Origin of the sequence: Sulfitobacter geojensis (assembly GCF_000622325.1) — a bacterium.
Lineage (GTDB): Bacteria > Pseudomonadota > Alphaproteobacteria > Rhodobacterales > Rhodobacteraceae > Sulfitobacter > Sulfitobacter geojensis.
In genome coordinates this window covers 1,315,830-1,331,294 of sequence record NZ_JASE01000005.1, presented here as the reverse complement: position 1 = coordinate 1,331,294, position 15,465 = coordinate 1,315,830, and the positions used below count along the sequence as shown (strand labels likewise).

13 protein-coding genes and 1 pseudogene are annotated in these 15,465 nt (G+C 56.2%); 3 read left to right on the top strand and 11 right to left on the bottom strand.

Features of this window, described 5'->3' with window-relative positions; translation table 11 throughout:
* Window positions 1–159: 159 nt before the first annotated feature.
* Entirely contained in the window at window positions 160–1,224 is a 1,065-nt protein-coding gene (locus tag Z947_RS20955; protein WP_025043869.1) for an alpha/beta hydrolase, read from the bottom strand.
* 440 nt (window positions 1,225–1,664) lie between these two features.
* Between Z947_RS20955 and Z947_RS0108460 the strand changes: the two genes are divergently transcribed.
* Entirely contained in the window at window positions 1,665–2,525 is an 861-nt protein-coding gene (locus Z947_RS0108460) for a bile acid:sodium symporter family protein (protein WP_025043868.1), read from the top strand.
* A 14-nt stretch (window positions 2,526–2,539) separates the two neighbouring features.
* The gene (locus Z947_RS0108455; RefSeq protein WP_025043867.1) at window positions 2,540–4,195 is read left to right on the top strand and encodes an FAD-binding dehydrogenase; all 1,656 of its coding nucleotides are present in this window, start codon (window positions 2,540–2,542) and stop codon (window positions 4,193–4,195) included.
* On the opposite strand, the gene Z947_RS0108450 is transcribed toward Z947_RS0108455, so the two are convergent.
* The 4 genes from Z947_RS0108450 to Z947_RS20950 all read right to left on the bottom strand — a co-directional run bounded on the left by Z947_RS0108450 (window position 4,192) and on the right by Z947_RS20950 (window position 6,795).
* Complete coding sequence (locus Z947_RS0108450; RefSeq protein ID WP_025043866.1) at window positions 4,192–4,830, bottom strand: TetR/AcrR family transcriptional regulator; 639 nt, start codon at window positions 4,828–4,830, stop codon at window positions 4,192–4,194. The genes Z947_RS0108455 and Z947_RS0108450 overlap by 4 nt on opposite strands.
* Window positions 4,831–5,168: 338 nt before the next feature.
* The gene (locus Z947_RS22060) at window positions 5,169–5,306 is read right to left on the bottom strand and encodes a hypothetical protein (RefSeq protein WP_156026637.1); all 138 of its coding nucleotides are present in this window, start codon (window positions 5,304–5,306) and stop codon (window positions 5,169–5,171) included.
* Between the two features lie 85 nt (window positions 5,307–5,391).
* Window positions 5,392–6,240 carry an NAD(P)H-binding protein gene (locus tag Z947_RS0108440; protein WP_025043865.1) on the bottom strand — a complete coding sequence of 283 codons (849 nt, stop codon included), beginning with the start codon at window positions 6,238–6,240 and terminating at the stop codon, window positions 5,392–5,394.
* A gap of 63 nt (window positions 6,241–6,303) precedes the next feature.
* Window positions 6,304–6,795: a nuclear transport factor 2 family protein gene (locus tag Z947_RS20950; protein WP_025043864.1), complete on the bottom strand. Its 492-nt coding sequence runs from the start codon at window positions 6,793–6,795 to the stop codon at window positions 6,304–6,306.
* Window positions 6,796–6,905: 110 nt separating this feature from the next.
* Between Z947_RS20950 and Z947_RS20945 the strand changes: the two are divergent.
* Window positions 6,906–8,299: pseudogene (locus tag Z947_RS20945) on the top strand (IS3 family transposase).
* A 186-nt stretch (window positions 8,300–8,485) separates the two neighbouring features.
* Here the strand turns inward: Z947_RS20945 and Z947_RS0108420 are convergent.
* The 6 genes from Z947_RS0108420 to otnK form a co-directional block, all read right to left on the bottom strand.
* On the bottom strand, window positions 8,486–8,668 hold the full coding sequence (locus Z947_RS0108420; protein WP_025043863.1) for a hypothetical protein: 183 nt from the start codon (window positions 8,666–8,668) through the stop codon (window positions 8,486–8,488).
* A 771-nt stretch (window positions 8,669–9,439) separates the two neighbouring features.
* Window positions 9,440–12,016, bottom strand: a complete 2,577-nt coding sequence (gene acnA / locus Z947_RS0108415) for an aconitate hydratase AcnA (RefSeq protein ID WP_025043862.1) — start codon at window positions 12,014–12,016, stop codon at window positions 9,440–9,442.
* Window positions 12,016–13,068: an AbrB family transcriptional regulator gene (locus Z947_RS0108410; RefSeq protein ID WP_025043861.1), complete on the bottom strand. Its 1,053-nt coding sequence runs from the start codon at window positions 13,066–13,068 to the stop codon at window positions 12,016–12,018. The genes acnA and Z947_RS0108410 overlap by 1 nt, the downstream gene beginning before the upstream one ends.
* Window positions 13,065–13,538, bottom strand: coding sequence for a ribonuclease E activity regulator RraA (rraA, locus tag Z947_RS0108405; RefSeq protein WP_037938809.1), 474 nt, complete (start codon window positions 13,536–13,538; stop codon window positions 13,065–13,067). Before rraA ends, Z947_RS0108410 begins: the two co-directional genes overlap by 4 nt.
* Before the next feature lie 5 nt (window positions 13,539–13,543).
* Window positions 13,544–14,185: a 3-oxo-tetronate 4-phosphate decarboxylase gene (gene otnC, locus Z947_RS0108400; protein WP_025043859.1), complete on the bottom strand. Its 642-nt coding sequence runs from the start codon at window positions 14,183–14,185 to the stop codon at window positions 13,544–13,546.
* The gene (gene otnK / locus Z947_RS0108395) at window positions 14,182–15,462 is read right to left on the bottom strand and encodes a 3-oxo-tetronate kinase (protein WP_338057820.1); all 1,281 of its coding nucleotides are present in this window, start codon (window positions 15,460–15,462) and stop codon (window positions 14,182–14,184) included. Before otnK ends, otnC begins: the two co-directional genes overlap by 4 nt.
* Between the last annotated feature and the right edge of the window lie 3 nt (window positions 15,463–15,465).

The following is a 15,465-nucleotide window of genomic DNA, read 5'->3' as shown; positions in this document are numbered from 1 at the left end:
CGCCCTATCAAAACGGTGCATCGGCGCGCAGGTGTCGTAAACCGGCCTCACGCAGGTTTTACTGCAACCCGCACAGTCAAAAACCGGCACGTCGATCGACGTCACCCCGGTCTGAAAAACCATGCATATGAGTGTGTCTGGCGGGGCCCAAGCCCCGCGTCACGGCGATAACGACGAATATGCGTTCGCTGGTATGACTGGCGGTCTTGCGTTTATGACGCCATCGTCGCCGATTTCGAAAGCGGACAAATCAGGTTCTGCGAGTTGACCAAAGGAAATCAGGTCTCTCAGGACCATGATCGCCGCAGGCGAGGTCATGGGGACCAGATGATCCAAGTTCGATCCGTCAGACAGCGCCGTGAAATCAAAAAGAGTGACATTCAATCCAGCCACATCTTCCGCCTGGCTTAGATCACCAACCTTATGACGGCCGATGTTAAGAATTGCCGAGAAGTTCAGTGCGCGATCTCCTCTACTGGACATGATGATAAAGGGATCGGGCAGACGACCAATGGCATGCGCCTGCGCACGAAAGATATCCGGGTCAATATCCGGTGCCAGTAACACCACGGTGCCAATGTCGCGTAGAACGCTGCGCTGGCCCGTGAGGGCAAGTTGGCGCATAACCTCCATCGCCAGATGCCCGCCCATCGAATGTGCGATCAGAGTGATTTTTTTGTCCGTGTGCTGGCTGATCGCCGTCAAAAGCTGCGCAAGCGGGTCACGCGAGAATAATACACTGTCACGATCATAGACATATCCAGTGGCGGTCCCGGCAGAGGGCCACGCGAAAAGCACGCGCGGTTCTTCGATCCGGAAATCGTGGCCAATCTGCGCAAACCGATACAGCGCTTCTGATGGGGTATTGTTGTAGCCGTGCAAAAACACAACGACTTCATCGCCTTTCTGGGCCTTGATCGCAGCGATCATTCTCGCGCTGGATCGCAGGTCCTCAACGCCGGTAACAGCAAAATCAGACCGCAGATCAACCACGCCTTTGGGCCATTCGATCTGTCCCAGAACATGGGTGGGCGGGATCGACACCTCGTATTTGGCGAATTTTACCGCCGCACTGCGATCCTGCTTGATGTCGACATCCGTAGCACTGGGCAAACGGCCGGTGGAGACAAAAATTTCCTGAACTGCTCCAACCGGTGCGGCATTGGAAAAGGCGATGTGATCCTCAAGGACAGCACAGCCCGAGGTCAGACAAACCAGTGCCAAACCGACGAGCTTGGTAATACCCCTTGCCCTTCGCACAGTACCCTGCGTTTCCTTTTGGTGTGGGATCACCACATCCTACGCCCCCGCATTTTTTAATCCTGTGTGACCCCGAACAAAATCATATCCTGCGCGGGCATACATGTCGATGCAGGCATCGTTATGCCGTGCCAGTTGCGGCATCGGAAATGAGTGTTTCATTCCAAGCCACAGACGCCGCCGAAAAAAAGGAGCGGCAAACTTCCAGACATGCGGTTTTGCGATGTAGCGAAAGGAGACTTCTGCGGTTTCCTTAGACGGCGACCAAAGAGAAAGGAGGCGTTCATTGGGAACGTGACGTAACACCCGCTTTTCAACATGAGATATATCGTGGAAACAGATGTTGTCGTAAAAACGGAATAATATTCTGATTCCGAAAGCGAGTCGCATTGGGAGGTGCAAACGTGGACATATTAATATCGGTGGTGCTGCCACTTGGGCTGGCCTTTATCATGTTTTCACTTGGGGTCGGGCTGACCGGCGCGGATTTTCTGCGTGTCGGACAAAGACCTGTCGCGTTTCTGATCGGTGCCATGCATCAGATTATTCTGCTGCCGGTCGCGGCATACTTTGTCATGAGGGCCTTTGGGATTTCCGGCGAACTGGCGGTCGGCTTTATGATCCTCGCCGCCTGCCCTGGCGGTGTCACGAGCAACATCATCTCGCGCTTGGCAAAGGGTGATGTTGCGCTGTCGGTTTCCCTGACCGCTGTTATCAGCCTGGCGAGCGTTGTGACGGTGCCAATCATCATTAGCTTTGCGCTTATGACATTTCTAGGGGCAGACGCGCCGGATCTCGACATTGCCTCGACTGCGTTCACGATGTTTCTGCTGACTGTGGTGCCCATTCTCCTGGCGCTGGGGGTTCGCCGCTTGGCACCTGATACGATGACGCGGATCGAACCGACGCTGACACGGATTGCGACGGTGCTATTCATCATCATCATCTTCGCAGCCTTGGCATCAAACTGGGATGCTTTCGTCGCTAACCTGCCAGCGCTAGGGCCAGCGTCATTGGTACTTGTGGTGGTTCTCACCACGATCGGGTTCTTTGTGCCCCGTTTGCTTGGCCGGAGCCTGAACGAATGCAAAACTGTCTCGATCGAGACCGGCATTCAGAACGGCACCTTGGGCATTGCGATTGCCGCGATCATTATCGGCGGCGCGGAAGGCTTTGGCCCCTATTCGTTACCGTCGGCTGTGTATAGCATCTTGATGTACGTGATCCTGATACCGGTCATTTTTATCTATCGTCGCTTGGACTAAGCAGGAGAAATTCAATGGAAACCTCTGATGTCATCATTGTGGGCGGCGGGCTGGCCGGTTTGGTCGCCGCTGCAGAACTGGCTGATCGCGGGAAATCGGTCACGATTATTGATCAGGAACCCGAGGGTTTTCTGGGCGGACAAGCCTTTTGGTCGCTCGGCGGATTGTGTCTGATTGATACCCCCGAACAACGCCGCATGGGCGTGTGCGATTCACGTGAGTTGGCCCTGCAAGACTGGATGGGCAGCGCACAGTTTGATCGCCCAGAAGATATGTGGCCGCGCAAATGGGCAGAGGCCTATGTTGACTTTGCCGCAGGCGAAATGCGCCCTTGGCTATATGAACAGGGCATGCGTTGGTTCCCCATTGTGGGTTGGGCTGAACGCGGCGGCAGTTTTGGGTCAGGTCACGGCAATTCGGTGCCGCGGTTCCATCTGACGTGGGGCGTGGGCCCCGGCACGCAAGAACCGTTTGAAAGACGCGTACGTGAGCACGAAGCGGCCGGACGTATCGCCCTGAAATTCCGGCACCGCTGCTCCAACATCATCATGGAAAATGGTGCCGCCAAAGGTGTCGCAGGTGAAATTCTGGCCCCTGACACAGCGCAACGCGGTCAAAAGACCAACCGCGACATCGTAGGAGATTTCGAGTTACGCGCCGCGTCGGTGATTGTGACGTCCGGCGGGATCGGCGGCGATTTTGATCTGGTACGCAAAAGCTGGCCGGTGGATCGGTTAGGCCAGCCGCCAAAGGAAATGGTGGCCGGCGTGCCGGCACATGTTGACGGACGTATGGTTTCAATCAGTCAGGCGGCGGGGGGCAACCTGATCAACGCGGACCGCATGTGGCACTATTGCGAGGGCGTTAAAAACTGGGACCCGATCTGGCCAAACCATGGCATTCGCATTTTGCCAGGGCCGTCGTCGATGTGGTTTGATGCCAACGGAAATCGCTTCCCGCCCCCCGGATTGCCCGGCTTTGACAGCCTTGGCACATTGAAGATGATCCAAGATACGGGTTTTGATTATTCATGGTTCATCACGACACAGAAGATCGTCAAAAAAGAATTCGCCCTTTCGGGCTCCGAGCAGAACCCCGACTTCCGTGATAAATCATGGAAGGAAGTCCTGAAGCAGCGCATCTTCAACAAGGCTGCGACCCCCGCTGTCGAGGCGTTCAAAGAGCATGGGGAAAACTTTGTTGTGGCGGATACGCTGCGCGAACTGATTGCAAAGATGAACGGCCTGACCCCGGGCGATTTGTTGTCGCTCGACAAGATCGAAGCCGAAATTCGCGCACGCGATGCGCAGGTAGATAACCCGTTCACGAAAGACGTGCAGATGATGGCGATCCACGCCGCGCGCAATTACAAAGGTGACCGTTATCAGCGGACGGCAAAGCCGCATAAAATCCTTGATCCGGCGAATGGTCCATTGATCGGTGTGAAACTCAACATCATCACGCGCAAAACGCTTGGCGGTCTGCAAACCGACCTCAACAGTCAGATGTTGGATACATCGGGTGCTGTGATTCCGGGTCTATTTGCAGCGGGCGAAGTCGCGGGGTTTGGCGGTGGCGGTTATCACGGCTACAACGCGCTTGAAGGGACGTTCTTGGGCGGATGCATCTTCTCGGGACGGCAGGCCGGCCGCGCGGACACAATTGCCTAATCGTCGGTCAGGTAGTGCGCGAGATATCCCTCAAGCATGGTGAAAAGTTCGGCTGAATAGGGCCGCGATGTATCGCGGTCCGGCTGGGCCGCGATCAGATCTTCCATGGCAAGCGCAACTTGTACGGTCGTATTTGCGACAACGGCTGGATCGCCACCGTGAAACCCGTCCCCTCCTTGCGCCCAGCGGGCCTGCAAGAATACCACCAGCTCATCGTGGTCGTCATCTTCGACAGCGATCGTCTCCCGATTGGCCATGAAGCGCATCAGCAGGGGGCGATAATAAGGATGCCGCGCAATATATTTGCGTTGCGTGGTCAAAACGGCACCAAGCCTGTCGCGCCACCCCGGATAGGTCTGTTCGTCCGCAAAGATTGTAAAAAGCGCCTCGCGCAGTTCTGTTGCCGATTGCAGATAGAGTTCCCGCAAAAGGTCGTCGAGGCTGGGAAAGTACCGATAGATCGAACTGACAGGAATGCCGGCACGTTTCGCAATAACTGTCGTCGACAAATCTTGCAGCTTGTCCGTCGCCAGATAGTCGGCCGTTGCCCGCAGAATATCATGAACCCGGCGTATGGCGCGTTCTTGCTGCGGTGTATCACGGCTACGCAATGGTCCAAAAGAAAGTGCGCTCACACTCCAACCTCCCGTAACACCCTCTAAGACGCAATCGTCCCTGCATATTCACAAACTTCTAGCACTTTCACAAGCCGAGCCACTTCATTGAAAGCGTTGACGACCAGGATCGTGTCACGCTCTGATGGCCAGACAACGCTGGCCCGGACGCGCGCACCGCCAAGCGTGTCAGCCACGCTATCGAGTAACCCTGTCTTCCCCGCACCTGGCTCGGCGTGCGCGGGATACTTTGCTGAAACTTCGCTTGTTTCACTCAATTCAGCTGCAAGGAACCCTCAGAATTTGAGATGGACGCGACTTGGCGGTCAAATGGCCATCGGCTCGGGTCCGCTGGCCAACTATTGATGGTCGCGTTGGGTCGGAATATGGATTTCACGCAATTTCTGGATCAACGCAGCGGGGTTGGATGTATCGTCCATGACCTTGCCTTGCGCCAGCAGAGCCCAAAGCCAGTAAGGAGAGAGACGTGAAAGCATGTCAGTTGCCTTTCGTGGGGCGCGGCTGTGCGCGCTTGATCAGGGTTTCGTCGTTGAACGGGTCTGTGCGCAGTTTCCTTCGCGTTCAGGCTGTCAGCGAGGTAAAATAGTTGTCCCACGATTGATGTGGACGCCCGGTGACAGCGGCATAATCGCCGGAGCGGTCGTAGACGCCTTTATGGATGCCTTCGTAGATGCCGCCGATGATCGGGCCGATAAAGTCGCCCAATTCAGCGCTGCGATCGGCGACGAAATCCTCGGCCGTCATCTCGCGGTAGCTGAGGTTGGTGCCGAAGGCGCTGTTCAGATAGCTTACCAGCGTTTCCTGCGTGATCGGCGTACCGTTAAGGTCGAATGTGCCGCCGTTCAGGTCATCCTTTGTCAGCAGCGCGGCATAGGCATGGGCCAGTTCCGAGCGCGTGGTGTATCCGCATTTGCCGCTCCCCGCACTGTTGGCGATCTCGCCGCGCGCGTTGTAGCTCTCGATATACTCAACGTCCGGCTCGATATAGATCCCGTTGCGCCCGATGGCCCACTCCAGACCGCTGGCCTTGATATCCTCTTCGGTCTGGCGGTTACTTTGAACCACCGGCGAAAACCGCGTGCCCTCTTCGGGGCCGACGATGCTGGTGTAGACCAGCTTTTGCACGCCCGCCACGCGGGCAGCGTTGATCACGTTGCGGTGCTGCTGGATGCGGTCTTCGGGCGGGGCCATGCCGGAGACGATCACCAGCGCATCGACACCCTTGAGCGAGGTTTCCAACTGTGCGGGCTCGTCATAATCGCCCGGGCGCACTTTGATCGCCAGATCGGTGACATTCCCGGGCGTGCGGGCAAGCCCGATCACGGGTACATCGCCCGCCAGGTCGATAAGCATGCGGGCGATCTCGCGGCCAAGCTGGCCGGATACGGCGGTTACAGCATATGTCGTCATGATAAGTCCTCACTACTCGGAATGAAGACAGAGCCTCGGGCGGCTCTGCCACAGGGTTTTCGTTTAGCCGTGATAGGCGCGGCTCACCGCAAAGCTGTCCTCGAACCAATGCCACAGCACGACCTGACCATCGCGGACCTTGGAGCGCAGGGCAAAGTTGAATTCACCGATCTCTTTGCCTGAATGAGGCGTGACGCCGTTCATCTTGCCAAAGACGGCCACCGTGTCACCCGAGGCGAAGGCATCCGTGTTTTCCCAAAGCGTTGTTTGCAGGTTCTCGGAGAACACGCCGAGAAACGCGAAGATGTTTTCTTTGCCTTCCGCGCCGCCGATCCATGGCAGGGAGGCGTCGCCTTCGTTGTGCCAGACCATATCATCGGCCATCAGCTTACCCATGGTCTCCATGTCACCCGATCCCATAGCGCCCATAAAGGCCATGACGGTATCAAAGCTGGCTTGTGTCTGTTCGTCCATTGTCTGTGCTCCTGCGTGTTGTCCAAGAATGATCGCGAGCGATGCGCCCAGCGAGGTTTTCAGTAGTATTCTGCGGTTCATCTCGTGCTCCTTTGATGCCTCCTTTTGTCTGACGTCAGCACCCGTGGGACAGATTTGAGGATTTGAATAACGGAGGATTTCTGGTTCATCTTATCGATTAGGAGATCAAGATGACGAAGAAGCCCCAGACATCGAAAGACGCCGCCGACAAGGTGGTTAAGAACATCCGCCGCAAGACGCGGCAAACCTATTCAGCTGAAGTGAAAATCCGCATCGTCTTGGCGGGCCTGCGTGGCGAGGAAAGCATCTCGGTGCTGTGTCGCCGGGAAGGTATCGCTGAGAGCCTATATTACAGCTGGTCGAAGGAATTTCTGGAAGCTGGCAAGCGCCGGTTATCTGGTGATACGGCACGACAGGCTACGTCGCCCGAAGTGAAGGAGCTGCGCTCGGAGTCGCTAGCATTAAAGGAATGCGTTGCCGATCTCACCCTTGAGAACCGTCTGCTCAAAAAAAGCATGACAGGGGCTGGGGAGTTCGAGGAATGAGATACCCTGCGTCCGAGAAACTGGAGATCATCCGCACCGTTGAGGGATCACACTTGCCGGTGAAACAAACCCTCGACATGCTGGGCATCCCGCGCACGACGATTCTATCGATGGTATGATCTCTATATTGACGGCGGCCTGGATGGACTGGCAGACCGATCCCCACGTCCAGGATCGGTCTGGAACCGCATCCCTGATGCCCGTCGTGATGACCTGATCGAGTTCGCGCTGGAACATGAAGCGCTGACCACGCGGGAACTGGCCGTCAAATACACTGATGAGAAACGGTATTTTGTTTCTGAATCATCAGCTTATCCACTGCCCGACAGGGTTATGCGCAGCATGACCCCGAGAGGGGCATTCTCAAAGCAGCGGACCTGATAACAGCACCTGACTATGTGGTCATTAAAGCGGCCGAGGAGTTCAAAGACAAAACCACGACCATCAACGAGATGTGGCAAACAGACTTCACCTACTTCAAGATCATTGGCTGGGGTTGGTATTATCTGAGCACGATCCTCGATGATTACAGCCGCTACATCATTGCGTGGAAGCTTTGCACCAACATGCGTGCCGAGGACATGACAGACACGATCGAACTGGCGCTGACGGCGTCTGGTTGCGACCAGGCGGTTGTGCGTCACAAGCCACGCCTGCTCAGCGACAACGGTTCATGCTACATCTCCGGCGATCTGGCCAAGTGGTTGGAGGATCAAAAAATGACGCATGTTCGGGGCGCACCATTCCATCCGCAGACCCAAGGCAAGATCGAACGCTGGCACCAGACCATGAAGAACCGGGTTCTGCTCGAAAACTACTACTTGCCCGGCGATCTTGAGCGCCAGATCGGTGCCTTCGTCGAATATTATAACAACCAACGTTACCACGAGAGCCTGAACAACGTCACACCAGCCGACGTCTACTTCGGCCGCGACAAGGCCATTCTCAGAGAAAGGGAAAAGATTAAGAAACAGACAATCCGCCAACGCCGCTTGCAACATCTAAAACAAGCCGCATAATCAATCACACATACGAGCCAGAGCCTCTAGTGTTCAAACCGCTCTGATGTCCCATTTTATATGACGACGGACAGTCTGCGGTTTCGAGGTATCTCGGCGCGCCCGTCTCGGGATTGCGCGCAAGGAACTGAGCTTCCTGGAGAATTGTACGTACGGCGGTTGTTTTGCCTCCCCCGGGTTCCTCAATCAAAATGACCCCGCCGGTTTCTGACCTGCAGTGTAGCGACAAGGCTGTGCTGTTTGCTGTCCCTCACTATCGACTTCGAACAGGCGGTAGATGTGCTGCTTGAGCTGATGGTCGCGTTCTGTGGGGATATGGATTTTGCGCAGTTTCTGGATCTGCGCAGCGGGGGTTGTCGTATCTTCCATGGCTTGTGCTCCTGAAAACTGGGGTGAGATCAATGGGCTGTTGCGCGCAGCGTGGTTTTCACGTGTCATTCTGAGGTTCTCCGAAAAGAAAAAGTTGCTGTTGACCGGAGGCCGTTTCAGAGGCCTGTAACCGGCTCGTATTCGGAATGTGCGTTCGATGTTCTCACTGCGGAAACGCGCCATACCCGGCGGCATAGAATTTTTTGCGGCTCGCAGGTAGGAAAATGCTGAAATTGCCCGCCACAGCGATCAATAGAGAAATAAAATCAATTACTTACATACACACCGCAGCAAATCTCAGAAACTCATCTGCATTTGCAAAATTGTGAGGTTTTCCGATTTTGCCACCTTCACACCAGCCGCATTCCGGCTTCAACGAGAACATTGGCCAGTTTCCAAAAGCACGAAGAAGAAAATGTGACGAGGCTGAGTTTTATCTTGGGGCACGTGTACTGGTCAGAAGAATACTGGTCGGTAGGGTCTGCAACAGCTGCTCCAAAAGTCACAACAACCTCAGTAGCGGGTTTCATCATTCAACTGACGAGGCGGTGACTCGCAAACAATGCTCGTTGTAAGGTTAAGTGGCGACGAAAGGGCTACGTAGCTAACGACCCAGAGCCGACATTGCCGCAACCTTGCGCTGCCGCAAAGTGACTTCAATATCATGGTCATTCAATAAATTAGGTAAAGCAATTGACGAACTTTGGCCGCCGCAGCAGGTTCTCAGGACAAATTGGCTGCGTTATTAACTAATGAACGATGGATATCATGTTACCGCAAGCAAGATGTCAGGATACCAGACAACACACCACCCACTCGGAGGAGTTCGACTTCATGTCGAGTTTCCACGGCGGCGCGACACAAAATACTCTGCACTGATCCATTTGGTTTATGACGTCGAACAGTCACCTTTTGCTGGACGCCTATTCTCGCAATCGGCGCATCGATTTCCATGTTGTCCAACGCTGAAACGCCAGCAGATTGCGGGACAAAATCGTCGGCAATTTGTAGTGGTAAAATTCCCATACCGATCAGGTTAGTACGGTGGATACGCTCAAAGCTTCGTGCGATGACGGCTCTGACCCCCAAAAGCGCCACCCCTTTGGCCGCCCAATCGCGACTCGATCCCGTACCATACCGCTCCCCCGCGAGCAGCACTGCATCTTGCCCGAGCTGTGCCATCGCCTCCGCAGCTTCAAACACCCGCATAACACGTCCATCTTCGAGGACGGTATCGTCAGGGGCCAACCCATCCTGTAGATAGTTGCGCACCAGTTTGTTGGTGAACAATCCCCTAAGCATCACCTCCCAATTGCCGCGGTAGGCTGCGTAAACATTCAAGTCATCACGCTTGGCACCGTGAGAGACCAACCACTTGCCCGCGGCGCTATCCGCAGAGATCGCCCCCGCCGGAGAGATATGGTCAGTCGTGATGTCGTCGCCCAACACCATCAGTGGCTTTGCCTGGTAATGACCCAGACGCGATTGTTGCACGGCTGATGCGAATTTCGGGGGCCTGAGGTAGCGCGAAGCCGCGTTCCACGGAAATTGGCTCTGTCTTGGCGCATCTATCTTGTTCCAGGCCGCACTTTGGCTTGCACCGGCAAAGGCGCGGGGCACATCATCTGCACTTTGCGCCTTGGCCACAGCCACGGCTATATCCTCTGCATCAGGCCAGATGTCGGCCAAAAAGACGTCCTCCCCGTCCGTTCCAACCCCTAATGAATCCCTCGCAATATCCCCTTTCAAATCGCCTTTCACGGCATAGGCCACGACCAAGGGCGGAGACGCAAGAAATCCAAGATCAAGCTTGGGGTGCACCCGGCCGGGGAAGTTACGGTTGCCCGACAGAACAGCGGAAACCGCCTTTCCGTCATTTAGCGCAAGCTCGATTGCGTCCGGCAGCGGGCCTGAGTTTCCGATACATGTGGTGCAGCCAAAACCGACGACATCAAACCCAAGCGCTGACAGATCATCGGCCAGACCGGCCCGTTGCAATAACGCCCGCGCTGAGGGCGAACCGGGGGCGAGGGATGTTTTGACCCATGGCGCCGAAGTCAGTCCTCTTTCCCGTGCATTTCGTGCCAGAATGCCAGCAGCAACAAGAAGCGATGGATCAGACGTATTGGTGCAGCTGGTGATCGCAGCAATCGCCACTGCGCCGTCGGGGGGGCAGCTTTCATCCCTGCCGATGTGTCCAAGAGGTCGCCCGATTGCATTCTCTATCCGCGCTTGGGCATCGCGGGGCGCGCATCGGTCTTGGGGCCGACGTGGGCCGGCGATGATCGGCGCAATGGTCGATAGATCGATCTCTACCACCCTGTCGAAATCCGGTGCGGCATCCGGATCGAACCAAAGGCCCATGGCACGAAACGCGGGCTCGATGAGCGCATAACGGTCCGCACCCCGGCCTGTTCGTGCAAGATAATCGACCGTTGATTTGTCCACCGGAAAATATCCGGTTGATGCGCCGTATTCCGGCGCCATGTTTGCGACAACCGCGCGCGCATCGGCACTTAGGGTCGCAACCCCGGGGCCAAAAAACTCGACGAATTCGCCAGTCACCCCAATTTCACGAAGCCTGTGCGTCACTTCCAGCGCAAGGTCAGTTGCGAAGCTTCCGGCGGGCAGGCACCCGATCAATCGCACGCCGACTGTTTTCGGCACAGCGAGCGATACCGGCTGGCCGAACATGACGCTTTCGGCTTCAAGACCGCCGACACCCCATGCCATGATCCCGATGCCATTGATCATCGGCGTGTGGCTGTCTGTTCCCAATAACATGTCGGGATGCGCAACACCGTCTTTGCCAACCTCCAACACGGTGGCAAGCTGTTCGAGATTGATTGTGTGCATGATCCCGGTCCCGGGCGGATGCACCCGCACCCCCTCCATGCTTTCAGACGCCCATTTCATAAAAGCATAGCGCTCGGCATTGCGGGTATACTCGTTCTTGGCATTTGTCTGGAAAGCGCCTGCGCTCGCATATTGATCTACGGCAAGCGAATGATCCACCGATACATCAACGGGCAAAGTCGGGCTCAATATAGCGGGGTTACCACCAGCGGCGGCGACCGCATCGCGCATCGCCGCGATATCCGCTAGCGCCGGTGTGCAGGTCGTGTCATGCATCAATAACCGATTGGGCAGAAAGGAAAACTCGAACCCCCTGTTGCTCGGATTACGCATCGCTTCCAGCATCGGCTCAACCGCGCCACCCTTCCTTACGTGGTTCTCGCACAACAGCCTCAACACCATTGGTAAATTCACCAGCGCCTCGCCCAGAATTCCGGGCAGATCTATGACCTGCAGGCCTGAATCCCCTGCATCGACTGATACATTCTTCATTATCCACCCTCAGACTTTTTGATGATCCATGACAGCAAAAGAGGGGCCAATACCAAGGCAAGCATGACCCGAAAAATGTGGTGGACCCCAACGAAGGCAACGTCGCCTCCGATGCTAAGCGCGATGATCGACATTTCCGCCAACCCGCCCGGCGAATACGCAAGTACCAGACCGACAGGATTCACCCCGACTGTGCCCGCGACCAGCAACGCCCCGCCAAAAGCGATCCCAATTTGCAATGTGACAACCAGAATAGCCGCACCAAGTGCTGCCATCAGACTCTTCACAGAAACCCCTGCAAACCGCCCACCAACATTGATCCCGATGAATACCTGAATGACGATGGTGATCGTTGGGGGAACGTCGAATGCCGTCAAACCGCTAAGGTGCAGCACTGCGCTGACCAGCATCGGTACAATCACAATCGGCGCTGGAATCCGCACCCTGCCCCGCGCCAAAAGACCCGCAAGGATACAGATTGCGATCCAAAACCCGTCCGTCAAACTTAGCCCGGTAGACTTGGTCGAAGCCCCCGCCGCTGGCTCAACCGTGGCGATCAGGCCAATCAGCAGCGGGATCACCAAAATCGCCAGCGAAATGCGCAGCGCGTGGACAATGGCCACCTGTGCCTGGTCTGCGCCTTCACGCTCTGAAAGCAGGACCATCTCTGCGATACCACCCGGCATGGCGCAGAGGGCGGCCGTCACCGGGGCGAAACGCGCAACGCGGCGAAGGGCAAAAAAACCGACACCGAACATAACCCCGAGCAACAGTATCAGGAAAAGTAGGGTCACCCACCATGCGCCTAACGACGCAAACAGTTCATGCGTGAAGGCCGCGCCCAGCATCAATCCGATGGCAGCACGGACCACGTCCAGCAAAAGCACAGGCTTGCGTATCGGCAGCTGCATCAATGATGCACTGGCGGTCACGATCATAGAGCCGATCATCCACCCCAAAGGTATGCCCGTCAGAGAAACGAGCCACCCGCCGGCACCTGCCAGAATAACGGTCGCCAAGATCGCGCCGAATGAACCAAGATGCGACTTCAAACCAGTTTCTTTTTACTGAAAAGCACCCCGTCGGCGTCCCCATAAACCCAGTCATCAGGCTCAAAGGCGACGCCACCAAAACTGATCTTCGTGCCTACCTTGCCCCAGCCTTCCTTGGCGCTTTTGACAGGGGACGTTCCAAGGGCGAAAACCAGTGTGTCCATCGTGTTGATATCCGCGCTATCACGAATTGCGGCGTTCAGTATCAGGCCCGCCCAACCGTTTTTGATCGCGAGCTCCGCCAGCATATCCCCCAACAAAGCAATCCGGGTCGAACCGCCCCCGTCAATCACAAGAACGCGGCCCCTGCCTGGAGTTTCCAACTGCGCACGCACTTCGGTGTTGTCCTCAAAACATTTGACCGTCTGTATCTGCCCCGCGAAATGACTGCGGGTGCCAAATTGGCGGAACGGCAAATGAACCAAGGTTAAATCGGCGGCGTGATCATCGATCAGATCAGCAGTTTTCATATGCACTATAGTCCTTTGAATGTGTTGTTAAGCTCGGTCACCTGATCGGGTGTCAAAAGGCGCGTTTTACGCCCTTCCAGTGCGATCAGAAGTTTGGCGGTTTCTTCTAACTCTTCTGCCGCACAAACGGCTGAAAACAGATCTTTACCGCTGACGACAGGGCCGTGATTGGCAAGCAAGGCTGCGGAAAAATCACCCTTCAGATCACGGATCATATCCCCCATTTTGGGATCCCCCGGTTTGACATATGGCAATAGTTTCACCCGCCCTACACGCATCACAACATAGGGTGTCAGGGGCGGGATACAGTCATCAGGATCGGTATCCGCAAGACATGACAGCGCCGTCGCCCATGTGGAATGCAAATGCACAACCGCCCCAGCCTGCGGCCGCGTTTCATAGAACGCCTGGTGCAAGAAGACTTCCTTTGAAGGACGATCCCCAGACACATGCTTGCCAGAGGTATCAACCTTTGAAATCCGGTCGGCCTCAAGCGATCCAAGCGTCGAATTGGTTGGCGTCATAAGGATGCCATCTGGCAGTTTGGCAGACACATTGCCTGCACTGCCTACCGAAAATCCCCTGTCGAACAACGACTTACAAAGGCGCACCATCTGATGCCGAAGTTCTGTTTCCTGCTCGGTCATGATCGCCCCTCCATCATCCGTAGGGCCTTGGCAAAGAAATCCGCTGCCCCGAAGTTGCCCGACTTGAGCGCCAACACCACAGATGGTCCATCCCCCAAGGTCAGGATCGGAACGCCGGGGTCGATCTCTGCCCCGACCGTCATTGCCGCTGTGCCCAGAGCGTCGGTGACCGCTTGGGCGACCGCACCGGATGTTTCTCCACCCGCGACAACAATGCGCCGGTATCCTTTTGAAACAAGCGCCTTAGCGGTATCGGCAAAGAGGTTATCCAGTTTTTCAGCAACGGCTTCGCGCCCATACCGCGACTGGAGCGCGAGGACCTCATCAGGTGAGCCGGAGGAATAGGCCAATGGTGCCCGCCCCTGATTTGCATCGTAGAACGCCACCAATGTTTCGACCGTAACACGGTCCTCCATCACCCCGGGGACATCAATGGCCAGGGTCGGATGCGCCTGCGCGTGCAGATCAACCTGACCACGGGTTGCGCCAGAACATGACCCGGCCAGAATGGCCTCCGGCCCACTCACATGGGCCGCATCTGCCGCCCGTGCGTTCGACTTTCTGCTCTCAATCAGGTTGCGAGGAAGCCCCAAGGCAATTCCCGATCCACCGGTAATCAACTTGGCATCAGCAAGGGCCGCCCCGAGCGTCAACAAATCTGCGTCGCTGACAGCGTCCGCGACAACATAGCGATCCGTCGCGCCATTGATCGCGTCGCGGGTGGGTTCAACACCTTGGGAAACGATCGAAAGCGGGATGTGCCCGACGCGAGACTTCGTCTGAAGGCGCAAGAAACGCCGCAAGTCCGGGTCCGTCATCGGGGTGAGCGGATGGTGCTGCATACCCGACTCGCTGAGCAGCGTGTCGCCGACAAACAAATGTCCTTGGTAAACGGTTCGCCCCGTGGTCGGGAAAGCCGGGCACACCACGACCCCGGTCGCGTCAAGCGCTTCGGCCAATGCATCAGCCACCGGCCCTATGTTGCCCGCAGGTGTTGAATCAAACGTTGAGCAATATTTGAAGATGATCTGTTTGCAGCCCTGCGCCTTAAGCCAATTCAGCGCATCCAGACTTTCACGCACCGCCTCTTGCACAGGCGCCGAGCGGCTCTTGAGCGAGACAACGCCCACTTCGATTTGCGGATCCGCCGGACCATTAGGCACACCTGGATATTGCGCGGTGCGCAACCCACCTTCGGGCTGCACGCCTTTGGCAAGGGTGTTGGCGATGTCACTCGCCCCCGTGAAGTCGTCTGCAATAACGCCAATCAGCATCATTTG

Excerpts from the sequence above, each read along its gene's own strand:
- Z947_RS0108455 (WP_025043867.1), top strand. The coding sequence starts at position 2,540 with ATGGAAACCTCTGATGTCATCATTGTGGGCGGCGGGCTGGCCGGTTTG.
- Z947_RS22060 (WP_156026637.1), bottom strand. The coding sequence starts at position 5,306 with ATGCTTTCACGTCTCTCTCCTTACTGGCTTTGGGCTCTGCTGGCGCAA.
- Z947_RS0108440 (WP_025043865.1), bottom strand. The coding sequence starts at position 6,240 with ATGACGACATATGCTGTAACCGCCGTATCCGGCCAGCTTGGCCGCGAG.
- Z947_RS20950 (WP_025043864.1), bottom strand. The coding sequence starts at position 6,795 with ATGAACCGCAGAATACTACTGAAAACCTCGCTGGGCGCATCGCTCGCG.
- Z947_RS0108420 (WP_025043863.1), bottom strand. The coding sequence starts at position 8,668 with ATGGAAGATACGACAACCCCCGCTGCGCAGATCCAGAAACTGCGCAAA.
- acnA (WP_025043862.1), bottom strand. The coding sequence starts at position 12,016 with ATGAAGAATGTATCAGTCGATGCAGGGGATTCAGGCCTGCAGGTCATA.
- rraA (WP_037938809.1), bottom strand. The coding sequence starts at position 13,538 with ATGAAAACTGCTGATCTGATCGATGATCACGCCGCCGATTTAACCTTG.
- otnC (WP_025043859.1), bottom strand. The coding sequence starts at position 14,185 with ATGACCGAGCAGGAAACAGAACTTCGGCATCAGATGGTGCGCCTTTGT.
- otnK (WP_338057820.1), bottom strand. The coding sequence starts at position 15,462 with ATGATGCTGATTGGCGTTATTGCAGACGACTTCACGGGGGCGAGTGAC.